We start from the raw sequence: 16,919 nt of genomic DNA, 5'->3' as shown, positions 1-16,919 counted from the left end.
AATCATGGCTACTTCTCTGCCCACGGCAATCGCTTACCCCCTTGACCGCGACATTCCGGCGTCGCACGTCGATTGGCCGCTTGACCCGCAGCGATGCGCGCTGCTTGTCCACGACATGCAGCGGCACTTCATCGCCCCCTACTCGGCCAACGAGGAACCCATGGGTGCGGTTATCCCCGCGATCGCGTTGCTTCTCGACGAGGCCCGCTCCCGCGACGTTCCGGTTTTCTACACCGCCCAGCCCTCGGACCAGCCTGCGGAGAAGCGCGCCCTTGTGAGCGACTTTTGGGGCCCCGGCATGACGGGAAAACCCGAGGCTGCACGCATTATCGACGAGCTCACCCCCGCTGCTGGCGACACGGTGCTGACCAAGTGGCGCTACTCGGCCTTTGCAAAGACTAATCTGCGCGAACGCCTCCGCGCCCTGAGCCGCGACCAGCTGCTGATCACGGGCGTGTACGCCGACATCGGCATCAAAACCACGGCCGTCGTCGCGTTTATGGAGGACATCCAGCCCTTCTTGGTCCACGACGCGGTGGCTGACTTCACCGCTGCCGACCACCAGGCAGCGTCACGCTGGGTGGCCCAGCGGGCAGGGCGCGTCATCAGCACGGACGACGCGTTGCGCTCCCTGCGCTCCGCCTAGTCCAAAAGCTCCGCCACCAACTGGAACGTCTCGGAGGCGACCATTCCCGGGTGGGTGGTCTCCACCTCCACCAGCTCCAGCCCGCCCACAAACGGCTCCCACGACTGGGCCGGCATGTGCTCCGGGTTGCGCGTGGCACGCAGGTGCACGGCAGGCACCGACGTCTGGCTCGTCTCGTGGGAACGCATGAGCGCGGCGTTGCGCTCCATCTCAGTGAAAACGGTGCTGCGGGTCGCCTCGTCTAGCCGCGAGAGCGGCGAGCGGGACTCGGCGATCGCCCGATACACATCCTCGGCGTCCTCGCCATCCGTGTCGACCCCGGCCATTGCCGCGAGCCCGCGCACTAGCTCCGCATGGGTCGGGGCAGGCCGCGAGGCCCACAGCGGGGCGGGGTACGAATCCATCAGCACGAGTCGGCGCACGCGCTCCGGCGCCGCGGCGGCCATGTCCTGCGCAATTACGCCGCCTACGGACCAGCCCACGGCGTCGAACTCGTCCCAGGGCAGCAGGGAGAGGGCGTCGCGAGCAACATCGCTTATCGACGCCCCCGCAACGCCCCCGGTCAGCGCCGGCGCCTGCACCGCAAACAACCCGCGACCGGGCGCGAGGAACTGCGCGAGGCCCGCGTAGCACCAGCCCAACCCGCCGGCGGGGTAGAGGGCGACCACGGGCGGAACCGAGTCGTCCCGGTGCGGTTTGAGCTCCAGCAACCGGTCGTACGCGCTGGCGGGAGAGTCCTCCTCGGCCCCGGCCAGCGCCCGCAGCGTTCCCGCCGCAAAGACGTCGGCGACGGAGACGGTGCGGCCTGTGTCCGACAACCGCGCTGTAAGCTGCACTGCGGTCAGCGACGTCCCGCCCAGTTCGAAGAAGCTGCGGTCCAGATCCAGTGCCGGGTCAACCCCGAGCACCGCTGCTACAGCCTCGGCGATAGCGCGCTCGGCCGCCGTGGCCGGAAGCGCGGCACCAGCGGGAGCAGTGGGTTCCGGCAGCGCGGCGCGGTCGATTTTTCCGTTGCGCGACACCGGTAGCTGGTCCATAAGCAGGACAAAGGCGGGCACCATGTAGGCCGGAAGGGCGCTGCGTAGCTCACGGGTGATCGTCTCGGCAGTGACCCCGGATGAGCCCGTGGCTGCGTAGAGAACCAGCTGCATGTCACCGGCGACGCGGCGCGCCACCGCGATGGCGTCGTCAACGCCCGCGATGCGGCGGGCGGCTACCTCGATGTCTCCGGGCTCAATGCGCTGCCCGTGCAGCTTGATCTGGAAGTCCGTGCGCCCGTCGTAGTAGATCTGCCCGTCGTCACCGACGCGGGCGAGGTCGCCCGTCGAATAGAGGCGCCCGCAGACGGGGTGGATGCGGAAGCGCTCCTGGGTGAGGTCGTCGCGGCCCGCGTAACCGGTGGCTAGCTGGACGCCACCCAGGTGCAGCTCGCCCGTAATACCAGGGGGCACGACGCGTCCCGCGGGGTCGAGAACCCACGCGGTCGTGTTCCACACGGGCCGGCCGATCGGGATCGAGTCCTCGTGGCCGGTGACCACGTACTCGGTGACGTCGATCGCTGCCTCCGCGGGCCCGTACAGGTTGACCACGCGGGCGCGAAGAAGTTCCTGCGCTGCGTGAGCGGTGTCTCCGCCCAGTGCTTCCCCGGAGGTAAAGACCGTGTGCACACGCAAAGCGGAGCTGGGAAGGTTCAGACGGTGGTACGCCAAGAAACTGGCCAGGGCGGAGGGGACAAAGTGGCAGACTTCGACACCGAGTTCGCTGAGCTCGGTGAAGAGTTCCTGCGGGTCGAGGTGTGAGGTCGGCCCGCACACCGCACCGGTCACGCCGTGTGTGAAGGGCAGCAGCATCTCCCAGACAGAGACGTCGAACGTAGAGGGTGTCTTGTGCGCAACGACCGTGCCCGCGCCCAGATGGTAGTTCTTTGCCATCCATTCCAGGCGGTTGAGGAGCGCGCGGTGGGGCACGACAACAGCCTTCGGCGCACCCGTGGAACCAGAGGTGAACAGCACATAGGCTGCGCTGTGCGGCTGCGGCTCGCGAGCCTCACCGGAGCCGTCGCCCTCGCGCGAGACTCGCAGCTGGAAATCGCCGCTTGACTCGACCGCGAACGACGCCCCGCTTGTCCGCAGCATCTCTGCGGCCCGGGCAGTGGGGAGGTCGGGCGCGATCGGGCACCACGTCGCACCGAGTGAGGCGATTGCTGCGACGGCGAGAAGGAGGTCTGGGCTGCGGTCGATGCGCACGGCGACAACGGAACCGGCGCGCACTCCGGCGTCGGCAAGCGTCGCGGCAGCCGCGTCGACGTTATCCCACATCTCGCCCCTCGTCAGCGCGCCCCCGCGCCACATCAGGCCAGGGGAGACAGAGTTCTTTTCGACGCCCCGACGCTGCCGCAGCAGACCCGTCAGCGTGTTCGGTTGCGCGTGCAACGGGTGATCGGTCCTGTTCATGTCGATGACCGGCGCAAGCTCCGCGGTAGCGAAGAATTGGAGTGCAGCGCACGGCAACTCTGCCCCCGACCGCGAGCGGGCGAGGCCAGTGAGCCCGCGTGCCAGGCGCTGCGCGTGGGTAGCGAGCAGTCCCGCCCGCGCCGGGTCGTCGTGCGACATCATGATCACGTCGAGGCCACCCTGTGCACCTGTTTGGACAATGATTTCCACGTCTTCGATTGGCCCGACGGATATCGTCGTAAGCGTTGCGGTCGCGGTACCGAAATCGAAACGCGCGGTAAAAGGCCGCACGTTGAGGCTTGGCCCGGTCAGGGCCACGCCGGGCGATACACCGTGGTCGCGGCGGATTCGTTCCGTCGGGTAGCGGCCGTGCTGGCGGCGCTCGGCGCTGACCTCCGCGAACGCGCGGGCGGCCTCACCGACCGTCTCGCCGCGGCGAATCTCCATCGGGACGGGAGGTGCGGTTACCACCGGGTCGAGCGGGGTGAGCGGGCTGCCCATGCGGCGGTTCATCTGCGGCACGGCCAACACCACGCGTGCGCTGCCGGTGGCGGTCGAGACGTAGTGGGCAGCAATGGCGCCCAGCACGTCCGCTTCGCCCACGCCGACCGCGCGCGCGATGCCCCGCAGAGCGCGGCGCTCGTCGCTCCCAATACTGGCCACGGTGCGCAGCACGCGCGCGTTGGGGCCGGTGACGCGCCCGGGGTTGAGGCGCGCGACGTCGGTGTCGATCTCCACCTGCGACCAGAACTCCTGGTCGTCCTTCTGCACCGCACTGGAACCGGACGCGAGGGCGTCCTCTTGCGAGGTGAACGGCCCGTCCGTGAGGCCGCCCAGCCGGTAGGACTCCGCCACCCAGCGCACGAAGAGGTGCAGCGCAAAGCCGTCGCCAACAATGTGGTGGAACCGGGCCAGCCACACCCACCCCTGGTCCGGCACGTACGCAATGATGTGGCCGGAGGTTTCACGGGGCGTCAGCCGGGTGGCGTCGACAAGCGCGGGCACGTTGATGCGCTCGCGCGCCCACTGCTCCACTCCACCTGCGGGCGCCGCGGTGAGCCGTTCGACGGTGATGTCGGGGCGCTCGGCAGTTTTCTTCGCGACGATCCCCCCGCCCGCCGGCACGAACTCATGCGTGCACGGGACGAGCCGCTCGGTGGCGTCGGCGATGATCCGCCGCAGCTTGTCCGGGTCGATTTCGCCGTCAAAGGCGAGCAGTTCCGCGCACTGCAGCGTGGCCGAGCCCGGTTCGAGGACCTGCGCGAAGTAGAAGGCCGACTGGGCCTCAGTTGCTGGTGTTGCTGTGGTCACCGTGTGGTCCAATCATGGTTGTCAGCTGGGCAAGAAGATCTCCGCGCCACCACGCGTAGTCGTGGCCGCCGTCTTCGATGGTGAGCCGCGTCCTCCACCCGCGGGCGCGCAGGTAGAGCTCCAGCCCCGCGACGTGCGCGACGGTTGCGTTCTCCTGCGCTCCGACGCTCAACGCGATGCGGGTGCGCGGATCGGACGGAAGGGAATCGGCGAGTCGGGGCAGGTAGTCGCGCGTCGTGGAGCCGAGCAGAGCGGGCGAGGGGCGCTGCCCGGGCTGCCACCACATGGAGGGCGATTGCGCGATGACGCCATCGAACGCGCCGGGGTGGCGCAGCGCGGCCGCGATCGCCGTGACCCCGCCCATGCTTTGACCGGCGAAAATCGTGGGCCCAGTGGCACCCGTTTCGCGCCGGGCCCATGGCACGACGCCCTCAACGAGCTCGCTAATGAACGCCGGGTTTTCCCCCAGCGAGGCGAGGCGATCATTCTTATCGACGTTGCCCACGCCCACCACAGCCACCTCCCCGAGGGGGCCGCCCGCGCGCTCGAGGGCGCGGGGGACAAAGACGTCGCCGAGCCACCGCTCCGCGTCCGTGAGCAGCAGCAACGACCGCGCCGGGCGGGGAGGGACGTACAGGTGCACCGGTTTGCCACCGAGGTTGTCCCAGGCGCGTTTGCTGACGCTTCCGGAAAGCTCGGCGTCCGCAGCCTCCCATTCGGGCTGGGCCGGGGCATACGGGCCGGCCAGGATCGAGGTGTGCGCCGTACCGCTGGGGTTGAAGGGGTCAGCCTTCGTCGGCGGGGCGCCGAAGCCCGGGGGCGGAGTGTGGGTGGGAGCGGGGCCGGTGAATGTCGAAAAGCCGTAGCTTGCGCGCAGCGTGGGCGAAATGTTGAGCGTTAGCACCCACACGTCGGTGCCGGGGACGCGGTGCATGACCCCGCGGGGGAAGTTTGCCTTGTCCGTCAGCCGGTTAATGCGCAGGTGAACGCCCACACCGGCGGGCGCGCCGGGGACTCGGTAGATAAAGGTGACGTCGTTGGTCGCCGTGTTCCAGGCGGGCAGGTCCCCGGGGGCAAGTTCGTCGTAAAGCTGGGTGATCTCTTCGGGGCTCGCGCTCGTGAGGCGCTCGGGATTAATCACTGGCGAGGCGCTCGATCCACTGGTCGGCGGTGGGCAAGGTGACGAGGTCGAAGTAGTCCACGTCCTCGCCAGCGCTGCGCCACTTCTCGGCCAGGTTGACGATCCCGAGGGAGTCGAGGCCCTGGTCCTCCAGTGGGGCAGCAGGGTCAACGGCGTTGTCGTCGACGCCGAGGGCGCGCGCGATGTCGGTCAGGATGGCGGAACGGGTTAACGCCATGGGGAATGGTCCTTTCTAGCTGTGGAGTGCAGAGTGCTTGGTCAGTGCCGAGCGCAGTTCGCGGCGGCTGATCTTGCCCACGCCGGTGACGGGGAAAGCGTCGGTGACGATGGTTTCGTCGGGGATCTTGTAGGCGGCCACCCCGCGCTTCTTCAGGTGGATACGCACGTCCGCGTGGGTCAGCTCGCGTGCGGAGATGATGTAGGCGCAGGTCCGCTCGCCGAGGCGCTCGTCGGCGACAGCGACGACGGCGGCATCCATGATGTCCGGGTGCGTCACGAGGTGGTTTTCGACCTCCTCGGCCGAGACCTTCTCACCAGCGCGATTGATCTGATCCTTGGCGCGTCCCTCGACGACGAGGTGTCCCGACGGCAGTTGGCGCACGATGTCACCGGTTTTGTAGAAGCCGTCCTCGGTAAAGCTGGAGGCGTCCACGTTGTTGAGGTACCCGCGGATGGTGTATGGCCCGCGCGTGAACAGGTGCCCGGGGGCGCCGGCGGGGACGGGGCGGTTGGCGTCGTCAAGAATTGCGATCTCATCGGCCGGGCTGATGGGGCGGCCCTGCGTGGTGGCCACGATGTCGGCAGGGTCGTCGTCGCGCGTGTAATTGACCAGGCCCTCGGCCATCCCGAACACTTGCTGTAGGCGGCACCCGAAGACCTCGGGCACACGCCGCGCAGCGGCCTCCGGCAGCTTCGAGCCGCCCGCTTGGATGACTTTCAGACTCGACAGGTCGGCACCGATCGCATCTGCGTGCGCCAGCCACGTCATGAGCAGCGGCGGCACGACGGAGGTCATCGTCGCTTTTTCCTTGGCGACGAGCCCCAGCGCCGTCGAGGGGTCCGGCGTGCGCGAAAGGACGACGCTGCCGCCGGCCATCAACACGCCGAGGACGCCGGGGGAGCTCATGGTGAAGTTGTGGGACACGGGGAGGACCACGAGCATTCGGGTTGTCGTGTCTAGGTTGCAGATCTCCGCGCTGGCCCGCACGGAGTAGAGGTAGTCCGCGTGGGTGCGGGGGATGAGTTTGGGTACGCCCGTGGTGCCCCCGGACACCTGCAGGAACGCGACCGACGTCTCCGGGCGGGTGGGGTGCGGGACTGCAATGTCTGGCGCATCGTCCCAGCTGAATGGGGTGAACTCCGCGGGGTCCTCACCTGCGATGAAGACCTTGAGGTCAGGGTGAGCGACGCGCAGCTCGCGGGCAAGACCGCGGTGGTCGAATCCCATCCACGGACCCGTTGTGATGAAGGCCGACGCATCAGCGGACTGCGCGAAATGCGCGAGCTCCGCGTGGCGGTGGGCGGGAAGCGCGAACACCGGCAGAGCGCCGAGTTCGAAGATGGCAAAGACTGCGACGAGGTAATCGAGGATGTTGGGCAGCTGGATAATCACCCGGTCGCCTTCGCGCACGCCTGCGGCGAATAGGCGCGCGGCCGCGCGGGACGCCCGCTCGTGGAGCTCGCGGTACGTCCACGACTCGTAGCTGCCCGCGGCGGTAAAACCGGTCACGGCGGGAAGGGATGCGAACGAGCGCGCGGCGCGCGGCAGGAAGTCGGCGAACGCGTCGCGTGTCCAGTACCCCGCGCCGCGGTATCGCTGCTCGGCGTCAGCGGGGTAGGAGCGGTGGCCCGGATCGAAGACGTCTGGAGTAGTAAAGGAGGGCTCAAACACGCGAGTAAGCGTACACTAACAAAGGGTACGCTTACTTAGGGTCCCCCAACGTGGAGTGGGGGACGTGCTAGCTAAGGCGCTCGACCTGCGCGTACAGGTGAAGCTTTTCCGGCTTCGAGGCGCTGCGCAGCTCGATGCTAGTTGCGCCAGCCGGAGCTCCCTCGCTATCGCCCAGCGCCCACGCGGATACGCGCGCCGGAACGACGACCGGCTGATGGAACTCCACCGTGTACCGCAGCGGCCCACCCAGAGTGCCCTCCAGCAGGGAAAGCACGGAGGCGGCGGAGAACATCCCGTGCGCAATGACGCCCGGGAAGCCAAACGCCTTCGCGCCGAGCGTCGAGGTGTGAATCGGGTTGGCGTCGCCGGACGCCTTGACGTAGGCGCGGACATTGTCGCGGGTCCATGTCCACTGTGCGTTGGCCGCCACTTCAGGAACCTCTGGCCGGTCGAACGAACGGGCGTCGTCAAGACCGCGTGTGGTCACGCTGACTGGGGCGGACTTGGCAAACTTCGCGCCCTTGGACAGCATGGTCGCGCGCTGGGTCCACACCGGCTCGCTGTCGGATTCGCCCTCGACAAAGACGTCGGTGACGATGTCGACGAGCAGGCCCTTCCGGTGCGGGCGCAGGTTATCGGCGTGGATGCGGAACGTGAAGGTCTCGTCGACCCGTAGCGCGCGCTCCTGCTCGATGACGTTGGCCACGTGGACCGCACCCGTCGGGGCGAAGGGGAAGTCCGCGCGGCTCATCAGTTCCATCGTGACGGGGAAACCGATGACAAAGGGGTAGGTCGGCGGGAGCTCGTTGCCCAGGCGCAGGCCCGTTGCGCGCGTGTAGGAGGCGAGGTCGGCGGCACTGACGGTGACTCCGCGCACCTCGAGGCGCGAGGCCGGGTCCTTCTCCGCGACGTGCGTCGTGCCCACGACGGGGAGCATGCCCGCGATGATCTTGCGGGTCACCGAGCGCAGGTCGGGGATCGCGCCCAGGGTTTCGTACTTGAGGCTGTTTACGGTGCTCACGGCCCTACGCCCCCAGGATGCTCTGGCCGCACACGCGCAGCGTGTTGCCATTGACGGCGGTGGAGGCGCCGGCGGCGAAGAAGGCCACGGCCTCAGCGACGTCGATGGGGCGCCCGCCCTGCTGCATCGAGTTGATCCGGCGGCCGATCTCGCGGGGGCCGGTGGGCATTGCGGCGGTCATGTCGGTCTCGATGAAGCCGGGGGCGACGGCGTTGAGGTTGCCGCCGAGCTCAGCGACGGAGCCGGAGAGTGCGTCGACGAAGCCGATGATGCCGGCCTTCGTCGTGGCGTAGTTGGTTTGGCCGCGGTTGCCGGCGATGCCGGAGGTGGACGAAACACCGATGATGGCGGGCGTCTCGCCGAGCGCGCCGAGCTCGATGAGCTTTTCGGTAATCCGAACCGGGGCGACGAGGTTGATGGACTGCACCATGTTCCAGCGGGATTCGTCCATGTTGGCCAGAAGCTTGTCGCGGGTCACGCCGGCGTTGTGGACCGCCACGTCCACCTTTTGCTTGTAGCGCTCCTCGGCGTGGCGGGCGATCTGCTCGGCGGCGGTGGGGTCGGTGACGTCGAGCGGTAGGGCGGTGCCCTTCACCTTGTTCGCGGTCGCGGCCAGGCCCTCGCCGGCCTGCGGGATGTCGATGCAGATGACCTTGGCGCCGTCGCGGGCCAGAACCTCGGCGATGACGGCGCCGATGCCGCGAGCGGCGCCGGTGACCACTGCGAGGCGCCCGGCCAAAGGCTTCTCCCAGTCAGCGGGCGCCTCGGCCGCAGCCGCGGTGACGCGGATGACCTGGCCGTCGACGTAGGCAGACTTGCCGGACAGGCAGAAGCGCAGCGTGGACTCGACTCCCTGGAAGTTCTCGGAGCTAACGGCGGGGTCGACGTAGACGAGCTGCACGGTGGCGGCCTTGCGCATCTCCTTAGCCAGGGAACGGGTGAAACCCTCTAGCGCGCGGGCGGCGATGCGGGCGTCGGCGTCGTCGAGGAGCTCGGGCGTGGTGCCCACAACAACTAGGCGGGCGTTGTCCGCCACCTTGCGCAGCTGCGGGTGGAAGAACTCGTGGAGCTGGTTGAGCTGCTCGGGGGCCGTGATCCCGGTGGCGTCGAAGACGATGCCGGCGCGGGGGGTGTCGGCTTCAGCCTTGAGCAGCTTGTAGGGCCCCTCCAGGGCGGCGGTCAGCGCCTCGCTCAGGCGGCCTTTTCCGCCGACGACGACCGGGCCGTGCAGGAGGGGTTCGCCCTGCTTGTAGCGGCGCAGCGGGAAGCCCTGCGGCACACCGGCCTTAGCCGCAAGGGGGGAGTTGATGAGCTTTTCCAGGAGGCCCTGTTTGGACACGTGTTTCTCCTTAGCGTGGGGTTGTGAGACAGGTCTTGGACAACGTCTTAACGGACGAGACAAATCCCGTAGAATAGTGTTAACACTACGAATTTGTTTCGTTCGTGATGTAGCTTACGGTACAACGATAACTGTAATGTACGGTACACCGAGTATCCATCACTTCCGGTTATCCTCGGGTCCCCGCAGACCACCCATGACCTGCCCCAACAAGTAAGGAACGCGCACGTGAACCAGCCCCGCAAGGTCGCCGTCCTCGGCGGTAACCGCATCCCCTTCGCCCGCTCCAACAAAGAGTACGCAGACGCCTCCAACCAGGACATGCTCACCGCGGCCCTCGATGGCCTCGTCGCCCGCTACGGCCTGCAGGACGAGCGCCTCGGCTCCGTCGTGGGCGGCGCAGTGCTCAAGCACTCCCGCGACTTCAACCTCGTCCGCGAGTCCGTGCTCGGCTCCGCCCTCGCGCCCACGACGCCCGCGTTCGACCTGCAGCACGCCTGCGGCACGAGCCTGACCTCCGCGATCCAGGTCGCGGACGCAATCGCGCTGGGCCGTATCGAATCCGGCATCGGCTGCGGCTCCGACACCACATCCGACGCCCCTCTGGCGGTCAACGACGATCTGCGCAAGACCCTGATCAAGGCGTCCCAGGCGAAAAAGCCCCTCGACCAGGTGAAGCTGCTCGGCTCGGTGCGCCCCAGCCAGCTCGCCCCCGCCCAGCCGCGCAACGGCGAGCCCCGTACCGGGCTGTCCATGGGTGAGCACGCGGCGATCACCGCCCGCGAGTTCGAGATCTCCCGCGAGGCCCAGGACGAGCTCGCCGCGGCCTCCCACCAGAACCTGGCTAAGGCGTATGAGGAAGGCTTCTTCACCGACCTGATCACCCCGTACCTCGGCGTGCAGCGCGACACCAACCTGCGCCCCGACTCCACCGTCGAGAAGCTGGCGAAGCTCAAGCCCGTCTTCGGCAAGAAAGACGCCATCCAGCACGGCGGCACCGCGACCATGACCGCCGGTAACTCCACCCCGCTGACCGACGGCGCCGCCGCCGTCCTCCTCGGCTCCGAGGACTACGCGCAGGAGCGAGGCCTGGAGCCGCAGGCCTGGATCGTTGACTCTGAAATCGCCGCCGTCGACTTCGTCAACGGCCCCGACGGCCTTCTCATGGCGCCGACCTACGCCGTGCCGCGCCTGCTCGAGCGCAACGGCCTGACCCTGCAGGACTTCGACTTCTACGAGATCCACGAGGCCTTCGCCTCCCAGGTCCTGGCCACCCTCGCCGCGTGGGAGGACGGCGCCTACTGCCGCGACCGCCTCGGCCTGGATAAGCCGCTGGGCCCCATCGACCGCTCCAAGCTCAACGTCAAGGGCTCCTCCCTTGCAGCCGGGCACCCATTCGCCGCGACGGGCGCGCGCATCCTCGCCAGCGCCGCGAAGAACCTCGTGGACAACGGAGGAGGGCGCACCCTCATCTCCGTCTGCGCCGCAGGCGGCCAGGGCGTTGTGGCCATCATCGAGCGCTAAGCCTGTAACACACGCGTCAACCCCCGAAAGGAGACACTATGTCTACCCCCACCAAGGACACCACCGACACCACTTCCGCGGCCGTTACCACCGATGTCACGGACCACGTCGATGGCACTAAGGTCGACCAGAAGAAGGCCCAGGCGAAGCCGGAGAAGAACCAGCCGGCTGCCCTGCCGTCCATCCCGGACCACTCCGCCGTGGCGGACCTCGCGGATATTCTCGACGGCAACTACAAGGCGCGCAAGGAATCCGTCCGCCCGCTGCTGAACAACCCGGACCTGCTGCCCAAGATCGACGGCACGCTGGAGGAAATCCGCGAGAACAACCTGAAAAACGTCCAGGCCATCGCCGCCTCGGGCAACATTCAGGGGTCCTTCTCGCCGCTCAACGGCGGCGACGGCGAGGTCGCGGCGGGTGTGTCCTCCCTCGAGTTGATCGCGCAGATCAACGCCTCCGCCTGCATCAAGTCCGGCGTCCAGTTCGGCCTCTGGGGTGGCGCCGTCGACGCGCTCGGCACCGAGCGCCACATCAAGTTCGCGCAGGGGGCCATGGACCTGTCGATGCTGGGCTGCTTCGCCATGACCGAAATCGGCCACGGCTCCAACGTGCAGCAGATCGAGACCACTGCCACGTACGATCCTGAGACCCAGGAATTCGTGGTTAACTCGCCGACCCCGGGTTCCAAGAAGGCCTACATCGGCAACGCGGCGCGCGACGGCCGCTGGGCCGCTGTCTTCGCCCAGCTCTACACCCCGGACTCCGAGGAATCGAAGGGCGTGCACTGCATCATCGTGCGCATCCGGGAGGACGACGGATCCCCCGTCGAGGGCGTCACGTGCACCGACCACGGCCACAAGGGCGGATTGCTCGGCGTGGACAACGGCATGATCACCTTCGACAACGTCCGCGTCCCGCGCGAGAACCTGCTCAACCGCTTCGCCGACGTTACCGAAGACGGGACCTACACATCCCCGATCAAGTCCAAGAACCGCCGCTTCTTCACCATGCTGGGCACCCTCGTTCGCGGCCGCCTCGGCGTGGGCGCCTCGGCCGCCGGCGCCACCCGCGCCGGGCTGGCTATCGCCGTCAAATACGCCAACGTCCGCCGCCAGTTCGAGGCGGGCGACGAGGGCCAGGAATCCCGCCTGATCGATTACCGCGTGCACCGCCGCCGCCTGCTCATTCCGCTGGCGAAGTCCTACGCGCTGGCCGTGTTCCAGAACAAGCTGCTCGACCGCTACCAGGAGCAGACCAACGCGCAGATCAACGGCGATTGGAACCCCGCGCAGCCGAGCGACGAGCAGGACCGCGCCGACCGCGAGATGGAGTCGCTCGCCGCGATCTTCAAGGCGACGGCCTCCACGCACGCCAACGCCACCCTCCAGGAGTGCCGCGAGACCTGCGGCGGCGCCGGCTTCATGTCGGAGAACCTGCTGACGACGTTCCGTGCCGACGTGGACATCTTCACCACCTTCGAGGGCGACGACATCATCCTGCGCCAGTTCGTGGGCAAGAACCTGCTCACGGCCTACGGCAAGGAAGTCTCCGAGATGTCCCCCTTCGGCATGGCCCGCTTCGTGGCCGCGAACGTCGGCGACATCCTCACCCGCCGTTCCGGCATCGCCGCCAGCGTCCAGTCCCTCCAGGACCGAGTGACCGGCACGGATTCGCTTTTCGACGCCGAAACCCAGCTGCGAGTGGTCCAAACGCGCGAGGAGCAGGTGCTCAACTCCCTGGTCCGCCGCGTCCAGGTGGCCCGCAAGATGGAGCGTGCCGAGGCCGCGAAGGTCATCGACCGCGCCCAGGACCACCTGCTGGCGGCCGCGGTGGCCTACGGTGACCGCATGATGGTGCAGGCCATGATCGAGACGGAGCAGGAGCTGCCCGAAGGCTCCCCGGCACGCGCCGTTTTCGAGCAGGTCCGCCACCTGTTCGTGCTGGACACCATTACCACCTACGCCGACTGGTACCAGGAGCACAACGTTCTGCCGTCCGGCCGCCTCAAGGCGGCGAAGGCCGCGATCAACGACCTGGTGGATTCGCTCGGGCCCTGGTCCGAGGTGCTCGTTGACGCCTTCAAGATCCCGGAGGTCGTCCTCGACCGGCCGATGATGGTCAATGGCGGCACCGACCTGAGCTAGCCGCCCAGCACACACAGAAGCGCCCCGCCGCCGGTAACCGGCAGCGGGGCGCTTCGTTAAGCGGTGGGGGAGAAAACTAGCGCGTCACCACGGGGGTGTCCTGGGAGGGACCATACTTGTTCAGCAGGGTCGAGGCCTCCTGGGCGGTATCGCCCTGAGAGGTCTCCGCCAGGTGCAGCAGGTTCTCCGGCAGCTCGAGGCCGCGGTGCCTCATCGCCTCCACGTAGAGCTTGCCCGCGCGGTAGGAAGAGCGCACGAGCGGGCCCGACATGACCGCGCCGAAGCCCATCTCGTAGGCCGCGTCGCGGTACTCGATGAACTCCTCCGGCTTCACCCAGCGCTCGATCGGGTGGAACTGCGGGCCGGGGCGCAGGTACTGGGTGATGGTGATGATGTCGGTGCCGGCGTCGACGAGGTCCTGGAGCGCCTCGAGGACCTCCTCGCGGGTCTCACCCATACCGAGGATGAGGTTCGACTTGGTGATCAGCCCGAAGTCCCGCGCCTGGCGGATGACGTCCAGCGAGCGGTCGTAGCGGAACGCGGGCCGGATACGGCGGAAAATACGCGGCACCGTCTCGACGTTGTGGGCAAAAACCTCCGGGCGGGCCTCGAAGACCTCCTGGAGCAGGTCCGGCTTACCCGAGAAGTCCGGGGTGAGGTTCTCTACCCCCGTGTGCGGGTTCAGCTCGTGGATCTTGCGCACGACCTCGGCGTAGAGCCAGGCGCCCTCGTCCTCCAGGTCGTCGCGGGTGACGCCCGTGATGGTGGAGTAATTGAGGTTCATCTCGCGCACGGACTCGGCCACGCGCTGCGGCTCGCCGCGGTCGAGCGGCTCCGGCTTGGCGGAGTTGATCTGGCAGAAATCGCAGCGCCGAGAGCAGTTCGCGCCACCGATGAGGAAGGTTGCCTCGCGGGATTCCCAACACTCGTGGATATTGGGGCACCCCGCCTCTTGGCACACGGTGTGAAGGGAGGCTCCCTTCACACGCTTCTTCATGTCCTCGAACTCGGGACCGGTTTTTACCGCGTTGCGGATCCAGCGCGGCTTCTGCTCGATGGGGGTCTGGGCGTTACGCATCTCCACTCGGAGGAGCTTGCGGCCTTCTGGTGCAACAGTCACACTTCCACCGTAGCTGGCGTGTCAAGCAGAGTCGAGCACGCCGGGAAATCCCCCGACATCCCCTCATCCTCTAGACATCACTGCGCCGCAGGCCCTTGGAAGGATCGGGCGCAGACGCAAAGGTGTGGTCGGCAACGGCCAGCTCGCCGGCGAGGGCGCTGTCGAGGTGTTCGATAAGCGGCTTCTTGAGCTCGGAGGTGGGCACGTCGCGGCCGAGCTCCAGGCTCATCGTGGTCACGTCCGCGTCGTCGATCCCGCAGGCGATGATGTGGCCGTAGGCCTCCAAGGTGTTGTTGCAGTTCAGGGCCAGCCCGTGCATGGTGACTCCACGGGTGATGCGGATGCCCAGTGCAGCAATCTTGCGGTCGCGCGACGGGGCGGCCGGGTCGCTAGCCGGGGCAGTGGAGGGGACCCACACGCCCGAGCGGCCGTCGATACGCCCCGCGGCGGTCACTCCCGCCCCGCGCACGGTGGCGATGATGGCCTCCTCGAGGCGGCGGACGTAGTCGACCACGTCCACCGGCTCGGCGAGCCTGATGATGGGGTAGACCACGAGCTGCCCCTCGCCGTGCCACGTGATCCGCCCGCCGCGGTCGACCTGGACCACGGGGGAGCCGTCGTCAGGCATGTCCGAGGGCTGGGTACGCTTGCCGGCGGTGTAGGTGTAGGGGTGCTCGAGGACAAGGACGGTGTCACCGATCTCGTCGCGGCCGCGTTTGGCAGCCAGGTCGGCCTGCACCTGCCACGCCTCTTCATAGTCCACGAGCCCCACATCGCGCACGTCGAGCGGCGCTTGTGAGGCTCGGATGGAAAGGTCGGCGGGGAAGAACGGATCGCGTGGGGCAGTCATACCCCACACTTTAGTCCGTTCTTAGAGGCCGTTCTGCTCGGCGTACTCGGCCGCGGTCAGCAGCGGGCCAACCTCGCTGACCTCGACCTCGAAGAGCCAGCCTTCGCCGTAGGGATCGTTGTTGATGACCTCGAAGTTGCCGTCGATCGCTTCGTTGACGGCGGTCACGGTGCCGGATACCGGCGCGTAGAGGTCGGAGACCGACTTGGTGGACTCGATCTCACCGCAGGTCTCGCCCACGGTGATCTCGTCGCCGACCTGCGGCAGGTCGGCGAAGACGACCTCACCGAGGCGCTCGGCGGCGACGTCGGTGATGCCGATGCGGACGGTCGAGCCCACTGCGGCGTCGGCGGTGGAGTTGATCCACTCGTGGTCCTCGGTGTAGGAGAAGTCCTCGTTCAGTGCCATGGCTTAGGCATCCTTTCGTGTGTAGAAGGGGGTCTCACTGATAGTAAACGGATAGCGGCGTCCGCGGATGTCAATTTCGACGTCAGTTCCCACCTCGGCGCGATCCGGCGCCAGGTGGGCCAGTGCGATGGGGTATCCGAGGGTGGGCGAAGGCTGGCCGGAGGTGACCACGCCGATCTTCTCCTCGCCGAGGTAGACCTCGGCGCCCTCGCGCGCAGCGCGGCGCTCGGAGGAGGTCAGGCCAGCGATGACCACGGAGGCCTCGCGCCCGGTGAGGGCGTCCTTGCCCACGAAGTCGGCCTCCTTCTTGGCGAAGGCGCGCCCCATCCCAGCCTCCACCGGCGTGATGTCGGTGGTCAGCTCCTGGCCGTAGAGCGGCATGGCTGCCTCGAGGCGTAGAGAGTCGCGGGAGGCGAGACCACAGGGCGTGCCGGCGCCCACGACGGCGTCCCACACCGTCGGGGTGTCGGCGAAGCTGGCGTAGAGCTCGAAGCCGTCCTCACCGGTGTAGCCGGTGCGGGCGACGATGACGTCGACGCCGTTGAGCTTCATCTCAGCCGCCGAGTAGTAGGACAGGTCGGCGGGGGAGGCGTCGAGAAGCGGCTCGATGACCTCGAGTGCCCGCGGGCCCTGGACTGCGACCATGCCGATCTCGACGCTGCGGTTGCGCAGCTCGACATCGAAGTTCTCCGCGCGCGCCTGGAAGGCGAGCCACACGGTTTCGGTGTTGGCGGCATTGGGGACGACCAGGAAGCGGTTGTCCTCCAGGCGGTAGGAGATCAGGTCGTCGAGGATGCCGCCTTCCTCGTTGACGATCATGGAGTACTTCGCCTTGCCGACCTTCAGCTTCGAGATCGAGGAGATCAGCGTGTAGTCGAGGAACGCGCCGGCGTCCGGGCCGGTGACCTCGATCTCGCCCATGTGGGACAGATCGAAGATGCCGACGTCGTTGCGCACCGCGCGGTGCTCCTCGAGCTCGGAGCCGTACTTCAGAGGCATGGTCCAGCCACCGAAATCGGTGAAGGAGGCGCCGAGCTTCTCGTGTGCTGCGTGCAGGGGTGTTTCTGGCAT

Annotated in this window: 13 protein-coding genes; 3 read left to right on the top strand and 10 right to left on the bottom strand. The window is 67.7% G+C overall.

The window, feature by feature from the left end:
- Positions 1 to 4 precede the first annotated feature (4 nt).
- Positions 5 to 646 (top strand): isochorismatase family protein, encoded by a 642-nt coding sequence (locus CAURIS_RS07800; protein ID WP_290341486.1) that lies wholly within the window; start codon positions 5 to 7, stop codon positions 644 to 646.
- Here CAURIS_RS07800 and CAURIS_RS07795 read toward each other — a convergent pair.
- From CAURIS_RS07795 to CAURIS_RS07770, 6 genes are all read right to left on the bottom strand, one after another.
- On the bottom strand, positions 643 to 4,410 hold the full coding sequence (locus CAURIS_RS07795) for a non-ribosomal peptide synthetase (protein ID WP_290341484.1): 3,768 nt from the start codon (positions 4,408 to 4,410) through the stop codon (positions 643 to 645). The two genes, CAURIS_RS07800 and CAURIS_RS07795, sit on opposite strands and share 4 nt — an antisense overlap.
- On the bottom strand, positions 4,385 to 5,551 hold the full coding sequence (locus CAURIS_RS07790; RefSeq protein ID WP_290341483.1) for an alpha/beta hydrolase-fold protein: 1,167 nt from the start codon (positions 5,549 to 5,551) through the stop codon (positions 4,385 to 4,387). The genes CAURIS_RS07795 and CAURIS_RS07790 overlap by 26 nt, the downstream gene beginning before the upstream one ends.
- Positions 5,544 to 5,768: a phosphopantetheine-binding protein gene (locus CAURIS_RS07785; RefSeq protein WP_290341482.1), complete on the bottom strand. Its 225-nt coding sequence runs from the start codon at positions 5,766 to 5,768 to the stop codon at positions 5,544 to 5,546. Before CAURIS_RS07785 ends, CAURIS_RS07790 begins: the two co-directional genes overlap by 8 nt.
- Before the next feature lie 15 nt (positions 5,769 to 5,783).
- The gene (locus tag CAURIS_RS07780) at positions 5,784 to 7,442 is read right to left on the bottom strand and encodes a (2,3-dihydroxybenzoyl)adenylate synthase (RefSeq protein ID WP_290341481.1); all 1,659 of its coding nucleotides are present in this window, start codon (positions 7,440 to 7,442) and stop codon (positions 5,784 to 5,786) included.
- Positions 7,443 to 7,509: 67 nt separating this feature from the next.
- Positions 7,510 to 8,463: a MaoC family dehydratase gene (locus CAURIS_RS07775; protein ID WP_290341480.1), complete on the bottom strand. Its 954-nt coding sequence runs from the start codon at positions 8,461 to 8,463 to the stop codon at positions 7,510 to 7,512.
- Between the two features lie 4 nt (positions 8,464 to 8,467).
- Complete coding sequence (locus tag CAURIS_RS07770; RefSeq protein WP_290341479.1) at positions 8,468 to 9,802, bottom strand: 3-oxoacyl-ACP reductase; 1,335 nt, start codon at positions 9,800 to 9,802, stop codon at positions 8,468 to 8,470.
- A gap of 228 nt (positions 9,803 to 10,030) precedes the next feature.
- Here CAURIS_RS07770 and CAURIS_RS07765 point away from each other — a divergent pair, with 228 nt between their 5' ends.
- Together CAURIS_RS07765 and CAURIS_RS07760 are read left to right on the top strand one after the other, a co-directional pair.
- Positions 10,031 to 11,326, top strand: a complete 1,296-nt coding sequence (locus CAURIS_RS07765; RefSeq protein ID WP_290341478.1) for an acetyl-CoA C-acetyltransferase — start codon at positions 10,031 to 10,033, stop codon at positions 11,324 to 11,326.
- A gap of 38 nt (positions 11,327 to 11,364) precedes the next feature.
- Complete coding sequence (locus CAURIS_RS07760; protein ID WP_290341477.1) at positions 11,365 to 13,470, top strand: acyl-CoA dehydrogenase family protein; 2,106 nt, start codon at positions 11,365 to 11,367, stop codon at positions 13,468 to 13,470.
- 76 nt (positions 13,471 to 13,546) lie between these two features.
- Here the strand turns inward: CAURIS_RS07760 and lipA are convergent, their stop codons facing one another.
- From lipA to gcvT, 4 genes are all read right to left on the bottom strand, one after another.
- Entirely contained in the window at positions 13,547 to 14,590 is a 1,044-nt protein-coding gene (gene lipA, locus CAURIS_RS07755) for a lipoyl synthase (protein WP_290341476.1), read from the bottom strand.
- A 70-nt stretch (positions 14,591 to 14,660) separates the two neighbouring features.
- A complete protein-coding gene (lipB, locus tag CAURIS_RS07750) occupies positions 14,661 to 15,440 on the bottom strand; it encodes a lipoyl(octanoyl) transferase LipB (RefSeq protein ID WP_290341475.1) in 780 nt (259 codons plus the stop codon).
- Positions 15,441 to 15,461: 21 nt separating this feature from the next.
- Positions 15,462 to 15,848: a glycine cleavage system protein GcvH gene (gene gcvH, locus CAURIS_RS07745; protein ID WP_290341474.1), complete on the bottom strand. Its 387-nt coding sequence runs from the start codon at positions 15,846 to 15,848 to the stop codon at positions 15,462 to 15,464.
- Between the two features lie 3 nt (positions 15,849 to 15,851).
- On the bottom strand, positions 15,852 to 16,919 hold the full coding sequence (gene gcvT, locus CAURIS_RS07740; protein ID WP_290341473.1) for a glycine cleavage system aminomethyltransferase GcvT: 1,068 nt from the start codon (positions 16,917 to 16,919) through the stop codon (positions 15,852 to 15,854).

The sequence above is a fragment of the Corynebacterium auris genome (genome assembly GCF_030408575.1).
Taxonomy (GTDB): Bacteria; Actinomycetota; Actinomycetes; order Mycobacteriales; family Mycobacteriaceae; genus Corynebacterium; species Corynebacterium auris.
The sequence above is the reverse complement of the archived record's forward strand: the minus strand, read 5'-3'. Positions and strand labels throughout refer to the sequence as shown.

Bases quoted from the DNA above. Each gene is read 5' to 3' on its own strand.
- gcvT (WP_290341473.1), bottom strand. From the start codon at position 16,919: ATGCCAGAAACACCCCTGCACGCAGCACACGAGAAGCTCGGCGCCTCC.
- lipB (WP_290341475.1), bottom strand. From the start codon at position 15,440: ATGACTGCCCCACGCGATCCGTTCTTCCCCGCCGACCTTTCCATCCGA.
- CAURIS_RS07760 (WP_290341477.1), top strand. From the start codon at position 11,365: ATGTCTACCCCCACCAAGGACACCACCGACACCACTTCCGCGGCCGTT.
- CAURIS_RS07785 (WP_290341482.1), bottom strand. From the start codon at position 5,768: ATGGCGTTAACCCGTTCCGCCATCCTGACCGACATCGCGCGCGCCCTC.
- CAURIS_RS07800 (WP_290341486.1), top strand. From the start codon at position 5: ATGGCTACTTCTCTGCCCACGGCAATCGCTTACCCCCTTGACCGCGAC.
- gcvH (WP_290341474.1), bottom strand. From the start codon at position 15,848: ATGGCACTGAACGAGGACTTCTCCTACACCGAGGACCACGAGTGGATC.